Source organism: Deltaproteobacteria bacterium (genome assembly GCA_035063765.1).
Lineage (GTDB): Bacteria > Myxococcota_A > UBA9160 > UBA9160 > PR03 > CAADGG01.
Genome location: JAPSFT010000008.1, coordinates 161,173 through 177,801, shown reverse-complemented (window position 1 = coordinate 177,801; position 16,629 = coordinate 161,173). Strand labels below are relative to the sequence as shown.

The window sequence follows — 16,629 nt, the reverse complement described above, 5'->3', positions numbered from 1 at the left end:
GGTCCCGCGTCGCTCAGCGTCCCTTCGTCAGATCCGACGACGACGTCATCTTCTCGAGCTGCTGGTCGGGCGGCGGCGTCGCGACCAGGTTCCACGATTCGCGGCGCCAGCTGCCGTCCTCGGCGAGGTTCGCGAAGGCCGCCCCCATCGAATCGAGCACCCGCAGCGGCCGCTTCGGGTCGTCGGGCCAGCGCGGGTAGTCGGGACGGTCCTCGCTCCAGCGGCTCGCGAAGACGCCGACGTCGATCGGCTCGTCCTTCGCGTCGTAGGCCATGTAGTAGAGCGGCACGAGCGTCTGGAGGTCGAAGTACCACAGCACGCGCGCCTCGCCGCGCTCGCCGGGCTTGCCCTTGATGCGTCCCTCCAGCACCAGCGCGCGGCGCAGATCCCAACGGTCGCTCGCGAACGAGAGACCCCACGGCCCGAACTCGCGGTTCTCCTCGGCTGGATACATCGGGCTCATGATGTTGATGGGGGCGAGCAGGTCCTGGACGCCATGCAGCTGCCAGTCCCAGAGCAGGGGGCGGATCTCCTGGCCCTCGAAGCCGCTGCGCCGGGTCTGGAGAGTGCCGCCCTCGGCGCCGACGCCGCCGGCCGATACCACGCCGCCGCCCGCGCCGGCCGCACCGCCGCCGACCGTGAGCTGCTGCGCAGGCGCGACGCCCACGCTGAACGAGGGCATGTAGAGGCCTTCGACGTGAACAGCCGGGATCCGCCGCACCCGCCGCCAGGTCGGGAGATAGGCGATCAGGTCGTCGGTGCGCGCGGCCTTCGCGAGCGCGTCTTCGTTGCGGTACTGCCGCCAGGCGAACTCGCGCGCGTTGGTCGGCTCGAAGAAGCGGCCACCAGCGACCCACCAGTTGTCCTTCGCGAACGCGGTGGCGAACCCCTGGTCGGGCAGGTCCGCGCGATGCGTGAGCTGCATCCGGAAGATCTCGCCCTCGAAGGGCTCGGCGCGACCGACGCGACCGAGCAGGTCGACGACCCGGAAGCGCCCGCGGAAGCCCGCGCCCTGGTAGCGGGTCGCCGCGTTCCAGGCCCACTTCGTGCCGGCCTGGGGGTCGGCGGGATCGATCGTGTCGGGCGGAAAGGCGAAGCCGGCGCTCCAGCCCGCGAGGCCGCCGTCTCGTGCCAGGGTCGGCGCGGAAGCGGATCCCCGGCTCGCGTCCTGGAAGAAGGCCGGTGGCGAGTAGTCCCGGTAGCAAGGCCCGATCTCGAGGCGCATGCCCTCGTAGAAGAAGCGCTCGCGGTAGTCCCAGAGCGGCTTCGGGAGGAAGCGGCGGAGCGCCTCGACCTGCGCGAGGGCGAGCGCGTCGCCGGGTGCCCACGGAAACGACGCCACGGCATCGTCTCCGGCGGCGAGGCGCAGCCCGCCGCCGGGCGTGCAGGCGCCTTCGGGGGGGAGGAACCAGGGGCCGCCAGCGGCCGGCGGAAGCGGCGCGCCCTCCTCCGCCGGCTGCGCCGACATCGCAGGCCAGACGACGAGGTAGAGCAGCGACAGGACGAATCGCAGGGAACGGAGCGTACCGCGCACGAGCCGCCTCCTTCCCGGTCGGATCGATGCCATTCTATCTCTCCGCGGGCACCCCGTGTGGCTGCTCGTACCGGAGGCCATGGATGCTCGAGATCGAGGTGCGGCGCCTGCGGCCCGAGGAGCGCCGGGCGGCGGCCGGCGTCGCCGCGCGCGGCATGCGCGACAACCCGATCCACGTGGCGGCCTTCGGCGCGGACCCCGACCGGCGTGTCGCCGCGCTCGAGCGGCTGTTCCGGGCGCTCTTCGCCGTGGTGCCGGAGCCCCCGCGTGTGGCCGTGCGCGCCGGCTTCGTGGTCGGGGTGTGCGGCGCCGTGCCGCCGGGTGCGTGCCGCATGCCGGCATCCGCGCTCGCCCGGGCCGCTCTCGCACTCCTGCGCAGTGGTCCTCGCCCCTTCGCGCGGAGCCTGCGCTGGCTCGAGGCGTGGGCCGCGCGCGACCCGCAGGCTCCGCACTGGCACGTGGGGCCCGTCTCCGTCGAGGGCGGGCTCCAGGGCCTCGGCATCGGGAGCCGGCTGCTCGCGGATCTCGCCGAAGCGCTCGACGCGGGCGGCGCGCACGCCTGGCTCGAGACCGACAAGCCCGAGAACGTGGTCTTCTACAGACGCGCCGGCTTCGAGGTCGCGAAGGAAGCCCGCGTCCTCGACGTCCCCTGCTGGTTCATGGCACGACCGCCCGCCGGACCCCTCCGGCACCCGTGAAGCCGGAGCCCGCCCGCCCCGCGTCTGCCCCGGGCGGCCTGTGTTACCGTTCGCGCGGCCCCGCGGAGGCACGTCCATGGCCGACTCCCTCGTCATCCCGAGCGTCTCGGCGCTGAAGAGCTTCGTCGGCCAGCGCGTCGGGCCCTCGGACTGGATGACGGTCGGGCAGGAGCAGATCGACGCCTTCGCCCGCGCCACCGGCGACCACCAGTGGATCCACGTCGACGTCGAGCGCGCGCGCCGCGAGTCGCCCTTCGGCGGCCCGATCGCGCACGGCTATCTCACGATCGCGCTGGCCCCCGTCCTGCTGCCCCGGCTCGTCGAGGTGAAGGGCGCGCGGCTGGCGATGAACTACGGGCTCGAGAGGATGCGCCTCCCCGCCCCGGTGCCCGCGGGCGCCCGCGTCCGCCTCAGCGCCGAGCTCAAGAACGTGCGCGAGCTGCCGAGCGGCGCCGCGCACACCACGATCCACCTCGTCTTCGAGGTCGAGGGCGGTGACAAGCCCGTGTGTACCGCCGACGCGATCTACCTCTACTTTCCCTGACCTCCCAGCTCCAGCCGCGGGCACCCGGCCTCCTTCGCCAGCCCCGCCCTCGGCCTCCGCGAAACACCCCTGTAGCACCCGCAGGAACTCCCGCAGCGGATCGGCCGCGAAGCGGCTGAGCTGCGACGCGCATGGCGCGTCGTCAGCTCCAGCCGCGGGGCACCCGGCCTCATCCGCCAGCCCCACCCTCGGCCTCCGCGAAACACCCCTGTAGCACCCGCAGGAACTCCCGCAGCGGATCGGCCGCGAAGCGGCTGAGCTGCGACGCGCCTGGCGCGTCGTCAGCTCCAGCCGCGGGGCACCCGGCCTCATCCGCCAGCCCCGCCCTCGGCCTCCGCGAAGAACCCCTGTAGCACCCGCAGGAACTCCCGCATCTGATCATGGTGAACCCAGTGGCCTGCGTCGGCGATCGTCGTCGCGTGCGCGTTGCGGAAGGGCTCGATGCGCCCGTCCACGACCGGATCGCTCGCCCAGGAGTCGGCACCCCGCACGAGCAGGGTCGGACACTCGATGCGCCCCCAGAGCGCGCGCATGTCATCGACGTCGAAGCGGTACGGCGCGAAGGCGCGCACGTAGTTGTCGAACTTCCAGGAGTAGGTGCCGTCCTCGTTGCGGTTGACGCCATGCACGGTGAGATGAAGCGCCTGTTCCTCGGAGAGGAAGGAGTTCTCCTCGCGCATGCGGGCAGCGGCGGCTTCCAGGCTCTCGTAGCGGCGCGGCAGGCGTGCCGCGAGCCCGCGCATCTGCTGCACCCAGTCCTGCATGCGCTCCCAGGGCTGGCGCTCCCGGAGCCGCGCGAGGAGCTTCGGCGGCGGGCCCAGCCCCTCGATCGCGACCAGCTTCGCCACCCGCTCCGGGAACACGCCCGTGTACATCAGGCTCACGGCGCCCCCGAGCGAGTGGCCGACCAGGTGCACGCGCTCCACGCGCAGCGCGTCGATCAGGTTGGCGAGGTCGAGCACGAAGTCCGCGACCGCGTACATGCCGCCGATCGCCCAGCCGCTGTCGCCGTGGCCGCGCAGGTCCGGCGCCACCACGTGCCAGTCGCGGCGCAGCTCGCGCGCCACCCAGTCCCAGTTGCGGGCGTGGTCGCGCCCGCCGTGCACCAGCACGAGCGGCGGGGCGCCCTCGTTGCCCCAGTCCACGTAGTGGAGCCGCAGGCGTTGCGAGACGAAGAAGTGGGAGGTAGGACCGACGATCTCCGACATGCGCCGATGTTGCGGGGCTCCGTGCGCAGCGGCAATGGCCCTCGGTTATCCTGCCGCCGTGCGCATCGCCCTCGCCCAGGTGAACCCCACGGTCGGCGACCTCGCGGGCAACCGCCGGCTCGTCGAGGAGGCCGCCGCCAAGGCGGCGGCGGCCGGTGCGGAGCTGGTGCTGCTCCCCGAGCTGGTGCTGAGCGGCTATCCGCCCATGGACCTCCTCGAGCGCGAGGGCTTCGTCGAGGACCAGCTCCGCGAGCTCGCGGCGCTCGAGCCCGCCTCGCGGCGCATCGCGATCGCGCTCGGCGCCGTGCTGCCGGTGGAGCCGCACGGCGGCAAGGGGCTCGGCAACTGCGCCGTGCTGCTGGCCGGCGGCCGGCGCGCCGCCGTGCAGGCCAAGACCCTGCTGCCGACCTACGACGTGTTCGACGAGAGCCGCTACTTCGCTCCCGCCACGAGCCGCCTGCCGGCGACGCTCGCGGGGATCGCCCTCGGCCTCACGGTGTGCGAGGACGGCTGGGTGGACCGCGTGGCCTACGGCCTCGACCCCACCGGCGAGCTCGCGGCGCGCGGCGTGCGCCTGGTCCTGAACCTGTCGGCCTCGCCCTGGCACCAGGGAAAGCCCGCCGAGCGGCGCTCGCTCTTCGCGGGCCTGGCCCGCCGGCATCGCGTTCCGATCGCCTTCTGCAACCAGGTCGGGGGCAACGACGAGCTCATCTTCGACGGCGGCTCCTTCCTGGTCGACGCCGAGGGCCGGATCCGGGCCTCGCTGCCGCTCTTCGAGCCCGCGCTCGAGGTGCTCGACCTGGACGCACCACCGGCTCCGATCGCGCCCGACGCGGTCGCCGAGCCGATCGGCGCGGCGCAGCTCGAGGCGGGCCTGGTGCTCGCGATCCGCGACTACTTCCGCAAGCAGAGCCTGCCGCCGGGCGCGGTCGTCGGCCTCTCGGGCGGGATCGACTCGGCGCTGACCGCGCACCTCGCCGTCGAGGCGCTCGGCGCCGATCGCGTGCTCGGCGTGCTGATGCCGGGCCCGTTCTCGTCGCCCCACAGCATCGAGGATGCGCGTGCGCTCGGGCGCGCGCTCGGCATCGAGACCCGGCTCGTCGACATCCGGCCCGTCTACGAGGAGTACCGGCGCGTCTTCGGCGGGCTCTTCGGCGTGCGCGAGGACTACGGCCTCACCCAGCAGAACATCCAGTCGCGGATCCGGGGCGCGATCCTGATGGCGATCTCGAACGAGGAGCGCCGCCTGGTGCTCGCCACCGGCAACAAGAGCGAGCTCTCGATCGGCTACTGCACGCTCTACGGCGACACCGTGGGCGGCCTCGCCGTCCTCGGCGACGTCTACAAGCGCGACGTCTACGCGCTGGCCCGCCACGCCAACCGCCACGGCGAGCGGATCCCGCAGAGCAGCATCGACAAGCCGCCCTCGGCCGAGCTGGCGCCCGGCCAGCGCGACGAGGACGACCTGCCGCCCTACCCGGTCCTCGACGCGGTGCTCGAGCAGGCCATCGAGGGCGGCCGCGGAGCCGACGAGATCGAGCCGCCGCCGGGCGTCGGCCGCGAGGAGGTGCGCCGCATCGTGCGCCAGCTCGACCGCAACGAGTACAAGCGCCGCCAGGCGCCGCTCGTGCTGCGCACGTCCCGCAAGGCCTTCGGCAGCGGGCGGCGCCTGCCGATCGTCCACCGCTACGAGGGCTGAGCATGGAGAGCCGCTGGTGCGAGAGCGAGGCCCGCGCCGCCGTCGAGCGCTGGGGAGAGCGCCACGGCGAGGAGCTGGCGCTGCGCGTCTACTCGAGCCGGCTGCTCGGGGCGGACCCGGCGCTGGTGCTGCACGGCGGCGGCAACACCTCGTCGAAGGGCACGCACCAGACCGTCCTCGGCGAGAAGGTCCCGGCGCTGTTCGTGAAGGCCTCGGGCTACGACCTGGCCGCGATCGTGCCGGAGGGGCTGCCCGCCACCGATCTCGCCTGGCTGCGCCGGCTGCGCGCGGTCGAGACGCTCGACGACGAGGCGATGGTGAACGAGCTGCGCGCCGCGCTCTTCGACGCCGCCGCGGCGACGCCGTCGATCGAGACCCTGATGCATGCCTGGCTGCCCGCACGCGTGGTCGACCACACCCACGCGGACGCGATCCTCGCGCTCTCGAACCGTGCGGACGGCGAGGCGTGCCTGCGCGACGCACTCGGAGCGGACGCGATCCTGCTCCCCTACGTGAAGCCGGGCTTCGACCTGGCCCGGGCCGCCGCCGACGCGGCCGAGGCGAATCCCGGCGCCACCGCGATGGTGCTCGTGCAGCACGGGGTCTTCACCTGGGGCGAGACCGCGCGCGAGTCCTACGAGCGCATGATCGCCGTCGTCGATGCGGCCGAGCGCTGGACCGAGCGGCGCCAGACGCGGCCCCTGCGGGTGCGGGGAGCGCCCACGGAGCTCGCGACCGCCCGCGCGCGCATGGCGCGCCTCGCGCCGCTCCTGCGCGGCGCGCTCGCGACCGCGAGCGGGGACCCGGACCGTCCGTGGCGCCGCACCGTCCTGCGCCCACTCCTCGAGCGCGAGGTGCTCGACTTCGTCGACGCCGAGGGCGCCCGGCCGCTCGCGCTGACGCCGCCCCTCACCCCCGACCACCTGATCCGGACGAAGGCGCTGCCCCTCTGGCTCGAGCTGCCGGACGGCGGCGGTCGCGACGACGAGGCGCTGCCCGGGCTGCGGGGCGCGCTGGCCGCCTACGCGCGCGACTACGAGGCGTACCTCGAGCGCCACCGCGCGCTCCTGCCGCCCGGCATCCGGCCCGCCGATCCGATGCCCCGCATCGTGCTGGCGCCGGGGATCGGGGCCGTCTGCGCGGGGCCCGACGCGAAGGCCGCCGGCGTGGTGCGCGACATCGCGCGCCAGACGCTCGCGGTGAAGCGCCGGATCGCCGGGGCCGGCGGCAGCTACGCCGGGCTTTGCGAGCGCGATCTCTTCGAGATGGAGTACTACGCGCTCGAGCAGGCGAAGCTCGGCCGGGCCGTGCGGCCGCGGCTCGGCTCCGAGGTGGCGCTCGTCACGGGCGCGGCGGGCGCGATCGGCGCCGGGATCGTGCGCGGCCTGCTGCGCGAAGGCTGCCACGTCGTGGCCACCGACCTCCCCGGCGCGCGACTCGACGCGCTCGCGGCAGAGCTCGCGAAGGACGCCGGACCGCGCCTCGCCGCGGTTCCGCTCGACGTGACCGATCCTGATTCGGTGTCGGCCGCGTTCGCGGAGGCGGCGCTCGCCTTCGGCGGCGTCGATCTCGTGGTCGCCAACGCCGGCGCTGCCCACGTCGCGCCCCTCGCCGAGCTCTCGCTCGACGCCTTCCGGCGGCTCGAGCAGGTGAACCTCGAAGGCACGCTGCTCCTGCTGCGCGAGGCGGCGCGCCACTTCGCCGCCCAGGCGACCGGCGGCGACGTCGTCCTCGTCTCCACGAAGAACGTCTTCGCGCCCGGCGCGGGCTTCGGCGCCTACAGCGCCACCAAGGCCGCCGCCCACCAGCTCGCCCGGATCGCGAGCCTCGAGCTCGCGCCGCAGGACGTGCGCGTGAACCTGGTGGCGCCCGACGCCGTGTTCGGCGACGCGGCGCGCCCCTCGGGCCTGTGGCAGGAGGTCGGGCCCGCGCGCATGCGCGCGCGCGGGCTCGACGCGGCCGGACTCGAGGCCTACTACCGCGACCGCAACCTGCTGAAGGCGCGCATCACGCCCGAGCACGTCGCCAACGCGGTCGTCTTCTTCGCGACGCGCCAGACGCCGACCACCGGAGCGACGCTCCCCGTGGACGGCGGCCTCCCGGACGCCACGCCGCGCTGATCGGCTCGGACTAGGCCGTGGCGGGGGCGGGCGCGTCCGTCACCGCGCGCACGTTCTCGGCGCGTGCGCCGCGCGGGCCCTCCTGCACCACGTACTCGACCGCGTCGCCCTCGTTGAGCGCGTCGTAGTCGCCGGCGTTCAGGCCGGAGCGGTGGAAGAAGACCTCCTTGCCGTCGTCTCCCCGGATGAAGCCGAAGCCGCGGTCGCGGACCATCTTCTTGATGCGGCCGCGGGTCTTCGGACCCGTCGGCACGGCGGCCGCGGGGCGGCGGGCACGCGGGCGGCCGCGGCCGGCGCTGTAGCGGTCGCTCGCGATGAACTCCTGGCGGAACAGATCGACCGGCACGAGCAGGTCCTGGAACTCGGAGTTGTCGGGCGAGAGCAGGACCTCCTCCTCGCCGAGGTCCGCAACCGTGTAGCGGAGGCCGGTGTTCTTGTGGGTCACGCGGCTGCCGGTCTCGATCGTGTCGAGCTGGAGCATCGGGCACCTCCCCCCGCAGGGGTCGGCCGGAGAGGGGCGCCAGGGCGGTGGGAGACCGGCTGGAGCGCGTCGGGCCGCAGAGTCGGGGAACTGCGCGCCGGGGGGAACCGGTCGCGGAGAGCTGCGCAGGATAGGGCAGCCCGGAAACGTGTCAAACCTTCATGGTGACGCGGGTTTGGGCTTCTCCGAGGAGCTGGCTACGCTGGTCCGTTCCGAGCCGTCCCCGGAGGTCCGCGTGCGTCATCGAGCGGTGTTCTTCGACCTCGGCGGGACCCTCTTCAGCTACGGCTCGATCAACGCCCACTTCGACCGGGTGCTCGAGGAGATGGCGCGCGGCCGCGGCGTCGCCGCGCCGCTCGACGAGCTGCGGCGCGCCTACCGGATCGCGATGGCGACCACGATGGCGAGCTGGGCGAGCCGCCCGTACTACCTGCACCGGGATCTCTTCGGCGAGGCCCACGCCCGGTTCCTGCGCAGCCTCGGCGTCGCCGCGGAGCCCGCGGACGAGGACGTCCGCTTCTCGCAGGGCCGGGTCCTCGGCGAGCCCGAGGTGGCGCCCCGGCCCGACGCCGCCGAGACGCTCTCGGGGCTGCGCGCGCGCGGCCTCCACGTCTCGATCGTGAGCAACATCGACGACGACCAGCTCGCGGCGATCTGGAGCCGGCTCGGGCTCGAGGCGCACGTCGACGCGATCACGACCAGCGAGGAGGCGCGCTCCTGCAAGCCCGACGCGCGCATCTTCCGGCTCGCGCTCGAGAAGGCGGGCGACCCGGCGCCGGAGTCGGTGCTCTTCGTCGGCGACTCCCCCTGGCACGACGTCGCGGGCGCGAACGCGCTCGGCATGACCAGCGTCCTGATCGGGAGCCCGCCGCCCGAGGGCGCCCCCGCCCCGCACCACGTGATCGGGAGCCTGCGCGAGCTGCTCGCGATCGCGAGCGGCTGAGGGAAGGGAGCGGCCGGCGGCACCCGCGCGGCAGCGGCCCGGAGGCGACCGCGGCCGACCACGCCTTCAGTAGTAGGGGCAGCGCGCCCGGTGACGGGGATGCGCCTTGATCTCGGGACGTTGCCCGCGCTGCCAGAGCGCCATGTCGATCTCGTGCGCCGTCGCGCGGCCGCCGCCCGCACGGATCGCCGCGACGAGGCCCTCGACGGCGTGGACGCCGGCGGCGCGGATCTCGACCTCCTCGGGTGAGCCGGCCTCGAGCCGCTCCTCGGCGTCGATGCGCGCCGCGAGGGCGGGCGCGTAGACGAGCACGCCCTCGCGGCGAAGCACGTGCGGGACCAGGTTGTCGGCGAAGCAGGTGAGCTCGTCGAGGTCGTGAAAGCGGCCCGGGCCCTCGGCCGCAAACGCGATCGCGAGGTCGGCGACGGTGATCTGGGCGCGCTTGTAGAAGGGCACCGGGAAGCCGTCGTAGCGGGAGACGTCGCGGTAGAGCGGCATCTCCGCGAGCGCCTCCACGAGCCGGGCGCCGCAGCCAGCCGCCGTCTCGACGAGTGCTTCGAAGCGGCCACCATGCCGGGCGGTGAGCAGCGTGCCGAGGTCGTTCAGCGCGCGCGCGAAGAGCACCATCAGCTCCGCCACCTCGGGATCCTCGAGCGACTGGCCCGTGACGGCCGCAAGATCGCCCGGGGTGAGCTTCCCGAGCTCGGCGGCGCTCCAGGGGCCCGCTTCGTCGAAGCGGTCCTTGAGCCCCATCGCGACGGTGTAGTAGCCGGAGAGGCCCGGGCGTTTGCGCAGCTTCGGGAACCAGCCGCTCCCGAAATTCACGGCGTCGAGCGTGAGCACGTAGGCAAGCCGTGAGGCAGGGGTCCCGACGTGATGGGCGACGGGGTCCCAGGCCGGCGGTGGCTGCGGGGTCGCGAGCAGGCGGCCGGCGAGCGCCGCCAGCGCGGCCTCGTCGATGCGCGCGCTCCGGGCACGCTCCATCACGCGGGCCGCAGCGGCCCGTACCTCCGCGAAGACGCTCATGGGCCGGGACGGTGGAGCGGGCTCACGGCGGGAGCCCGCGCAGGGCCAGGGCGCCGGGCAGCAGCTCGAAACGCGCCGGCAGGCGCCCGAGCGGCTCGCCGTCCACCTCGATGCATACTTCGGTGTCGGAGCGGAGAGGCTCGATCTCGACGTGGACGCCCCGATGGCTCGCAACATCGGGAAGCGACAGGTGGCGGCCGTCGTAGAGGAGCGGCAGGTGGCGCAGGAGTCGGGCCCGCGAGGTCCCGCGGATCGAGATCACGTCGAAGAGGCCGTCGTCGGGTCGCGCCGCGGGGGCCACGCGCATGCCGCCGCCGAAGTGCGAGCCGTTGGCGACGGCGGCGAGATCGAGCGGTCCCTCGTGCACGACCGTGCCGTCGACGCGGATCCGGACCGGCGCCGCCTGCCAGCGCGCGATCGCACGCAGCGTGCCGATCAGGAACGAGAGCCGGCCGCCGAGCGCCTTGGGAGCGCGGTTCACCAGCTCGGTCACGAGGCCCGAGACGCCGGCGCTCGCGATGTTCACGAAGTGGGTGGTGGCGGGCTGGCCACGCCGGTCGTGGAAGGCGATGCGGCCGGCGTCGATCCGGTGGACCTTGCCGGCGGCGATGCGCGCGATGGCGGCGTCGAGGTCGCCGGACAGGCCGAGGCCCCGCACGAAGTCGCCGCCCGTGCCGAGCGGGAGCGGCGCGATCTCGGCGTAGCGGCCGAGCCCCGCGCCGAGCAGGCCCGCCGCGGTCTCCGAGAGCGTGCCGTCGCCGCCAGCCACGACCACGAGCTCGACACCGGCCCGCACGCCCTCGCGCGCGATCCTCTCCGCATCGCGCGGACCGCGCGTCGCCTCCACCTCGAGCGGCCCGAGAGCCTGGCGGAGCTTCGCCTCGACCCCCGGCCAACGCCGCGCCGTCGCCCCCGCGCGGCTGCGGGGGTTCACGATTGCCAGGATGCGCATCGCGGTAGCTTAGGGGACAGACCCGGCGATCCGGCGATTCTCCTTGAGAATCGCCGGATCGCCGGGTCTGTCCCCAAATCGCCGGATCGCCGGGTCTGTCCCCTAGGCGACGGCGCGCGCAGGAGGGGTGGCGGCGATCTGGTAGCGGCGGCGGACGGCGGCGGCGTAGGTGGAGGCTTCGGCGCGGGTGCGCTCGGCGTCCCAGCCGAGCGCCTCGCCGGCGACGGCGGCGAGGCGCGAGAGCTCGGGCAGGCCCTGCCCTTCCGCGAAGAGCGCCAGGCGCACGCGGTGCTCGAGCACGTCGCACAGCGAGGCGGCGCACTCGGTGCGGAAGGCCCAGGGGATCTCGGCGTAGAGGTAGCGCGAGCGCCCGATCGGGCGCCGCCATGCCTCGGGCGCCGCTGCGAGCAGCGCAAGTGACTCCTCGCCCCAGGCGCGCACCAGATGCTCGGCGCTCCGCGGCGAGAGGCGGTGGCGCCCGCGCAGCTCCTGCTCGAGCGCCGCCGCGTCGAAACCGTCGTCGCGCAGCGCCATCCCGAAGGTGCGGCTCGGCCCGGCAGCCCGCCGGCGCCCGGCCGGAAGCCGGCGCAGCGCGCGCTCCACCGCCGCCTCGCCCATCGCGCGGAACGTGGTGAGCTTGCCGCCCGCCACCGACAGGAGGCCGCTCGGCGACTCCTCGATCTCCGCCTCGCGCGACACGTCGGAGGGCGGCGCATCGGCATCCTCGTCCGCAACCAGCGGGCGCACGCCCGCCCACACGCTGCGAATGTCGTTGGTGGTGAGGACGGCGCTCGGGAAGGCCGCGTTGGCCGCTGCCAGCAGGTAGTGCACCTCGTCGATCGTGACCACCGGCTCGTCGATCTCGTCGCTGAAGGTGTCGGTGGTGCCGATCATCAGCACGTCTTCGAAGGGACACACGAAGAGATGCCGGCCGTCCTCCCCTTCCAGCGCAACGGCGCCCCGCGTGTGCAGGCGCTGGCGCGGGATCACGAGATGCACGCCCTTGGCCGGACGCACGTGTACCGCGCGGGCGCCGGCGTCGAGCCCGCGCACGCGCGCGATCCCGGGCCCCGCCGCGTTCACCACCACATGGGCGCGGATCGCGAGCGTCCGGCCCTCGAGCCGGTCGTGCACCCGCGCGCCGGCCACGCGCCCGCCGTCCCGCAGCAGCTCGACGACCTCCGCGTGCGGCGCCGCGTCACCGCCGAGCCGGCGCGCGTTCTTCAGCGCCTCCAGCACGAGCCGCGCGTCGTCGGCCTGGGCGTCGTGGTAGAGACCGGCAGCGCGCAGCCCGTCGAGCCGCACGTCGTGCGAGTACTCGGCGACCTCCTGCCGCGACAGCATCCGGAAGCTCGCCTCGGGGCGGAAGCTGGCAAGCGCCGAGTAGGCCCAGAGCGCGGCGCGCACCTGCCAGGGCGCGATCTTGCCACCCACCCACGACGGGAACAGGAAGGGCAGCGGCCGCACCAGGTTCGGATTGAGCCGTGCGAGCTGGTCGCGCTCCCGGCACGCCTCGCGCGTCACCCCGACGTGTCCCTGGGCCAGGTAGCGGAGCCCACCGTGGATCATCTTCGAGGAGCGGCTCGAGGTGCCCGAGGCGAAGTCGCCCCGCTCGACCAGGAAGGCGCGCAGCCCGCGCGCCGCCGCCTCGCGCACCACGCCCGCCCCGCAGATACCGCCCCCGATCACGAGCACGTCGACGCCGTCGCGCTCCGCCTGTGAGAGCGCGGCCCGGCGCTCGTCGAGGCCCCACGCGGCGGTGCTCACAGGAGCTTCCCCGGGTTCATGAGCCCGCGCGGGTCGAGCGCCGCCTTTGCCGCGCGCAGCGCCGCCAGCGCCAGGGTCCCCCGCTCGCGCGCCAGCCACGCGGCGTGATCGGTCCCGACACCGTGGTGATGGGAGATCGTGCCTCCGGCGGCCACGATCGCGTCGCTCACGTCGCGCTTGATCGCGGCCCACTGCTCGAGCGGGCGCGCCTCGTCGAGGGGCCAGAGCGCCGTGAAGTAGAGGCAGGCGCCGTCGGGGTAGCCGTGCGAGAGATGCCCCATCGCCAGCCCCGACCCGGCATGGACGCCGAGCGCGGCGTGCAGGGCATCCGTCACCACTCGATGTCCATCCGCAACGCGACTCCAGGGAAGCGCCGTCTCCATGGTGTCGACGGCGACACCGTGGTCGAGCAGCCACTCGCGCAGGTAGGGCGTGCGGAAGCGCTCGCGCCGCCACGCGCGACCCGGCGCGCTTCCCAGCGGGAGCCCGCCGTGGCGCCAGGCGATCGCGCGTGCGCTCCGCAGTGCACCGCGCACGCGGCCGGGCTCGCCCTCGGCGCCGTAGAGGAGCGTGCAGCGTCCGGAGCCCCAGCCCGCGCGAGCCGCGAGGCCGAGCGCGGTGGCGGCTGGGTCGACCCGCCGCATGGGGTCGCGGCGCAGGAGCAGGGAGAGCTCCGTCTCGGCGGCATCCGACAGGCGCGCCATCGTGAGCGACAGGCCGGCTCCGTGCATCGCGCGCACGGCGGCGAGCCCGTCCGCCCAGTTGCGGAACAACGCTCCGCGGATCACGGAGGCCCGCGGCGCCGGCCGCACCCGCAGCGTCGCCTCGACGATCACGCCCAGCACGCCCTCCGAGCCGAGCACGAGATGGTTCCAGTCGGGCCCGGTGGCCGAACGCGGCACTTCGATCGTGCGAACGACACCCTCCGGCGTCACCATGCGTACGGACACCAGGAGTTCGTCGATCCCGCCGTAGCCGTCCGACTGCTGCCCCACCGAACGGGTCGCGATCCAGCCACCCAGGGTCGAGTGCTCGAAGGACTGCGGGAAGTGGCCGAGCGTGAGCCCCTGGCTTGCGAGCGCCGCCTCGAGCGCGGGGCCGTCGATCCCGGCCTGGAAGGTCGCCGTGCCGCTCTCGCGATCGAGGCGCAGGAGCTCGTCCAGGCGGGTCGTGTCGAGCGCCAGCGCACCCGCCTGGCCGGGGCCCGTGCGGGGCTCGACGCCCCCCACCACGCTCGAGCCACCGCCGAAGGGGACCACCGCCAGGTCCGTCTCGGCCGCGATGCGCAGCACGGCGGCCACGGCGCCCTCGTCGCGCGGGTAGAGCACCGCCTCCGGGAAGCGCTCGATCTCGCCCCGTCGCAGCCGGAGCAGGTCGGGCAGGCTGCGCCCGAGCGCGTGGGTGAGGCGCTCGAAGGCGCTGGTGCGCACGAAGTCCTCGCCGCAGGCGGCGCGCAGCTGCGCGAGGACCGCTGGCGTGAGCTTGCAGGGCGGCGGCCGCACGGCATCGAGCTCGATCGGCGCCGGTGCACGCGAGAGGGAGCGCCCGAGCCGGCGGCCGAGCTCGGCCAGCAGCGCCTGCTCCCGCGGGCCGGAGAGCTCGATCGACTCGCCGAGCCGACCCCACCCGTTCCAGCGCAGGTTCTCGCGCGCGATCGTCACGGCGCTCCCTCCGCCGGAGCGCGCGGCGGGCGGTGCGCCCCGGGACCGATCACGCCGGCTTCCTCGAGCCGCGTCACCTCTGCGAGGATGCGCTCCTCGCTGTAACGCAGCATCTCCTCGATCCGGCGCCGCGCGGCGTCGGGATCGCGCTGCTCGACGGCCGCCAGCAGCGCACGATGGTTCTGCATCGAGCGCGCGGGATCGCGCTCCGCGTTGTAGTAGAGCGGGCCCAGCCGGGCCACGAGCTTCGTGAAGAGGTTGCCGACGAGCTGGTAGAGCAGGTTCCCGGTGGCTTCGCTGAGCAGCGCGTTCCAGCGCAGGTCGATCTCGAGGGCCCGCTTGGGATCGCTCCCTTCGGCGGCCTCCTCGTCGAGCAAGGTGCGCGCGCGGGCGAGCTGCGCCTCGCTGCGGTTGCGCGCGGCCAGCTCGACGACCTGGAGCGTGATGTTCCGGCGGAAGAGCAGGAGCTGCTCGAGCAGCGCGCGGGTCACCACGGCGGGATCGCGCAGGAGGCCCTCGATCACCTGGAGGGCCGAGGACGCCGAGAGCGGCTGCACGAAGGTGCCCTGCCCGTGCCGGACCTCGACCAGCTCCAGGAACTCGAGCCGCTTCAGGGCCTCGCGCACCGACGCCCGGTTGACACCGAAGGCCTCCGCCAGCTCGCGCTCGTTCGGGAGCCGGGCGCCGGCCGCGACCGCTCCCGAGATGATCTGGGAGCGGAGCTGCTCGAAGACCCGGTCCACCCGCGTCTCGGCTCCCACCGGCTCCACGCGCATCCTGGACTCCTTCTCACCCAGACAGGTCGGCGGAACGATCAACCGACATCCGATGTCGGAGGTCGGACCACAGGTTGTCGCATGATCGAAGCGGCTGCCAGGGCCGGAGCGCAAAGAGCCGGCTCCACCGGCTGCCCCGATGTCGCGCGCGCCCCCCACCGATCGATGGCGAGCACGTTCGCAATCCCGAGTTCGCAATCCCGAACTGGGCCTACCGGGCCCCGCCGGGCCGGCCGGACGCTAGTCGCGAGGACTGGATTCGCAGCCCGCGCAGACCCCTTCGGCCACGATGCGATAGTGCTCGACCGAGAACCCGTGGCCTACCCCTGCGGGGATCGCGACCGGGAACCACTCGGACGGCACGTCTTCGAGACACCCGCAGCGCCGGCAGACGAAGTGCTGGTGCGGCTCGGGATTCGCGTCGTAGCGGGCCTCCCCGCCCGGGCCGGGGGCCGGGACGTCGGCGAGGACGCCCAGCTCGCGCAGGAGCGCGAGCGTGCTGTAGACGGTGGCCCGGCTCGCCAGCGGGAACTCGCCGGTGAGGCTCTCCAGGACCTCGGCTGCGGTCCAGTGCCCACCCCGCTCGGCCAGGTGGCGCAGGATCGCACGCCGCTGCGGGGTCAGCGAGAAGCCCCGTCTCCGGAGCAGGTTCTCGATCTCTTCGGCGGTGCGGCGCATGGCCCCACAGTCTAAGGCGTCCGGCCCGAGCGACCAACCCGGGGGCCCGGGCCTCGCCGGAGCGCCTCAGGCGGCGTCGTCGGAGCCGGGATCCGGGAAGCGATCCCGCAGCCAGCTCGCGAACAGCCGACACGCATCGGTGAAGGTGAAGATGCCCACCAGCTTGCCACGCCGCGCCACCAGCGCCGCTGCGATGTGCTCGCCCGCCATCCGTTCGAGGACGTGGTCGAGGCGCTCGCCGTCCTCGACCACGCAGGAGTTCGCCGACAGGGCGTCGCGCACCCGCGCCGCCAGCGGGCGCCCGCGCGCACTGGCGGTCACGAGCTCGAGCTCCCCCTTCGCGACGACGCCGACCAGCCGGCCCTGCTCCGTCACCGGGAGCTGGTGCACGCCGTGCTCGTCCATCATCGCGAGCGCGGCCGAGAGCGGCGCGTCCACCTCCACGGCGTGCGGGAACGGCGTCATCGCGAGCTTGACGGTCGGGATGTGATCGAGGCGTGCGAGGCCCATGGCGTCGCGGCGAAGGTACACCGCGGCTAGGA

Annotated in this window: 15 protein-coding genes; 5 read left to right on the top strand and 10 right to left on the bottom strand. The window is 74.2% G+C overall.

All coding sequences use genetic code 11. The annotated features are described in order from the left end of the window. Nucleotides 1–13: 13 nt before the first annotated feature. On the bottom strand, nucleotides 14–1,534 hold the full coding sequence (locus tag OZ948_08460) for a DUF1329 domain-containing protein (GenBank protein ID MEB2344758.1): 1,521 nt from the start codon (nucleotides 1,532–1,534) through the stop codon (nucleotides 14–16). An 83-nt stretch (nucleotides 1,535–1,617) separates the two neighbouring features. Between OZ948_08460 and OZ948_08455 the strand changes: the two genes are divergently transcribed. Further along, nucleotides 1,618–2,232: a GNAT family N-acetyltransferase gene (locus OZ948_08455; protein MEB2344757.1), complete on the top strand. Its 615-nt coding sequence runs from the start codon at nucleotides 1,618–1,620 to the stop codon at nucleotides 2,230–2,232. Between the two features lie 76 nt (nucleotides 2,233–2,308). Then, nucleotides 2,309–2,776, top strand: a complete 468-nt coding sequence (locus OZ948_08450) for a MaoC family dehydratase (protein ID MEB2344756.1) — start codon at nucleotides 2,309–2,311, stop codon at nucleotides 2,774–2,776. A 308-nt stretch (nucleotides 2,777–3,084) separates the two neighbouring features. On the opposite strand, the gene OZ948_08445 is transcribed toward OZ948_08450, so the two are convergent. Then, a complete protein-coding gene (locus tag OZ948_08445; protein ID MEB2344755.1) occupies nucleotides 3,085–3,984 on the bottom strand; it encodes an alpha/beta hydrolase in 900 nt (299 codons plus the stop codon). Nucleotides 3,985–4,042: 58 nt separating this feature from the next. Here OZ948_08445 and OZ948_08440 point away from each other — a divergent pair, with 58 nt between their 5' ends. Continuing rightward, a complete protein-coding gene (locus OZ948_08440; protein ID MEB2344754.1) occupies nucleotides 4,043–5,683 on the top strand; it encodes an NAD+ synthase in 1,641 nt (546 codons plus the stop codon). Nucleotides 5,684–5,685: 2 nt separating this feature from the next. Further along, on the top strand, nucleotides 5,686–7,803 hold the full coding sequence (locus OZ948_08435) for a bifunctional aldolase/short-chain dehydrogenase (protein ID MEB2344753.1): 2,118 nt from the start codon (nucleotides 5,686–5,688) through the stop codon (nucleotides 7,801–7,803). Nucleotides 7,804–7,813: 10 nt separating this feature from the next. On the opposite strand, the gene OZ948_08430 is transcribed toward OZ948_08435, so the two are convergent. Then, nucleotides 7,814–8,284 (bottom strand): cold shock domain-containing protein, encoded by a 471-nt coding sequence (locus tag OZ948_08430; protein ID MEB2344752.1) that lies wholly within the window; start codon nucleotides 8,282–8,284, stop codon nucleotides 7,814–7,816. Nucleotides 8,285–8,519: 235 nt separating this feature from the next. Between OZ948_08430 and OZ948_08425 the strand changes: the two genes are divergently transcribed. Continuing rightward, entirely contained in the window at nucleotides 8,520–9,227 is a 708-nt protein-coding gene (locus OZ948_08425; GenBank protein ID MEB2344751.1) for an HAD family hydrolase, read from the top strand. A 66-nt stretch (nucleotides 9,228–9,293) separates the two neighbouring features. Here the strand turns inward: OZ948_08425 and OZ948_08420 are convergent, their stop codons facing one another. From OZ948_08420 to OZ948_08390, 7 genes are all read right to left on the bottom strand, one after another. After that, nucleotides 9,294–10,253 carry a hypothetical protein gene (locus OZ948_08420; protein ID MEB2344750.1) on the bottom strand — a complete coding sequence of 320 codons (960 nt, stop codon included), beginning with the start codon at nucleotides 10,251–10,253 and terminating at the stop codon, nucleotides 9,294–9,296. Nucleotides 10,254–10,275: 22 nt separating this feature from the next. Next, nucleotides 10,276–11,205: a diacylglycerol kinase family lipid kinase gene (locus tag OZ948_08415; protein ID MEB2344749.1), complete on the bottom strand. Its 930-nt coding sequence runs from the start codon at nucleotides 11,203–11,205 to the stop codon at nucleotides 10,276–10,278. 102 nt (nucleotides 11,206–11,307) lie between these two features. After that, complete coding sequence (locus OZ948_08410; protein ID MEB2344748.1) at nucleotides 11,308–12,972, bottom strand: glycerol-3-phosphate dehydrogenase/oxidase; 1,665 nt, start codon at nucleotides 12,970–12,972, stop codon at nucleotides 11,308–11,310. Then, nucleotides 12,969–14,633: an FAD-binding oxidoreductase gene (locus OZ948_08405; GenBank protein ID MEB2344747.1), complete on the bottom strand. Its 1,665-nt coding sequence runs from the start codon at nucleotides 14,631–14,633 to the stop codon at nucleotides 12,969–12,971. Before OZ948_08405 ends, OZ948_08410 begins: the two co-directional genes overlap by 4 nt. Next, nucleotides 14,630–15,409: a FadR/GntR family transcriptional regulator gene (locus OZ948_08400; protein MEB2344746.1), complete on the bottom strand. Its 780-nt coding sequence runs from the start codon at nucleotides 15,407–15,409 to the stop codon at nucleotides 14,630–14,632. Before OZ948_08400 ends, OZ948_08405 begins: the two co-directional genes overlap by 4 nt. 240 nt (nucleotides 15,410–15,649) lie before the next feature. Further along, the gene (locus OZ948_08395; protein MEB2344745.1) at nucleotides 15,650–16,087 is read right to left on the bottom strand and encodes a Fur family transcriptional regulator; all 438 of its coding nucleotides are present in this window, start codon (nucleotides 16,085–16,087) and stop codon (nucleotides 15,650–15,652) included. A gap of 66 nt (nucleotides 16,088–16,153) precedes the next feature. Further along, the gene (locus tag OZ948_08390) at nucleotides 16,154–16,618 is read right to left on the bottom strand and encodes a CBS domain-containing protein (GenBank protein ID MEB2344744.1); all 465 of its coding nucleotides are present in this window, start codon (nucleotides 16,616–16,618) and stop codon (nucleotides 16,154–16,156) included. Between the last annotated feature and the right edge of the window lie 11 nt (nucleotides 16,619–16,629).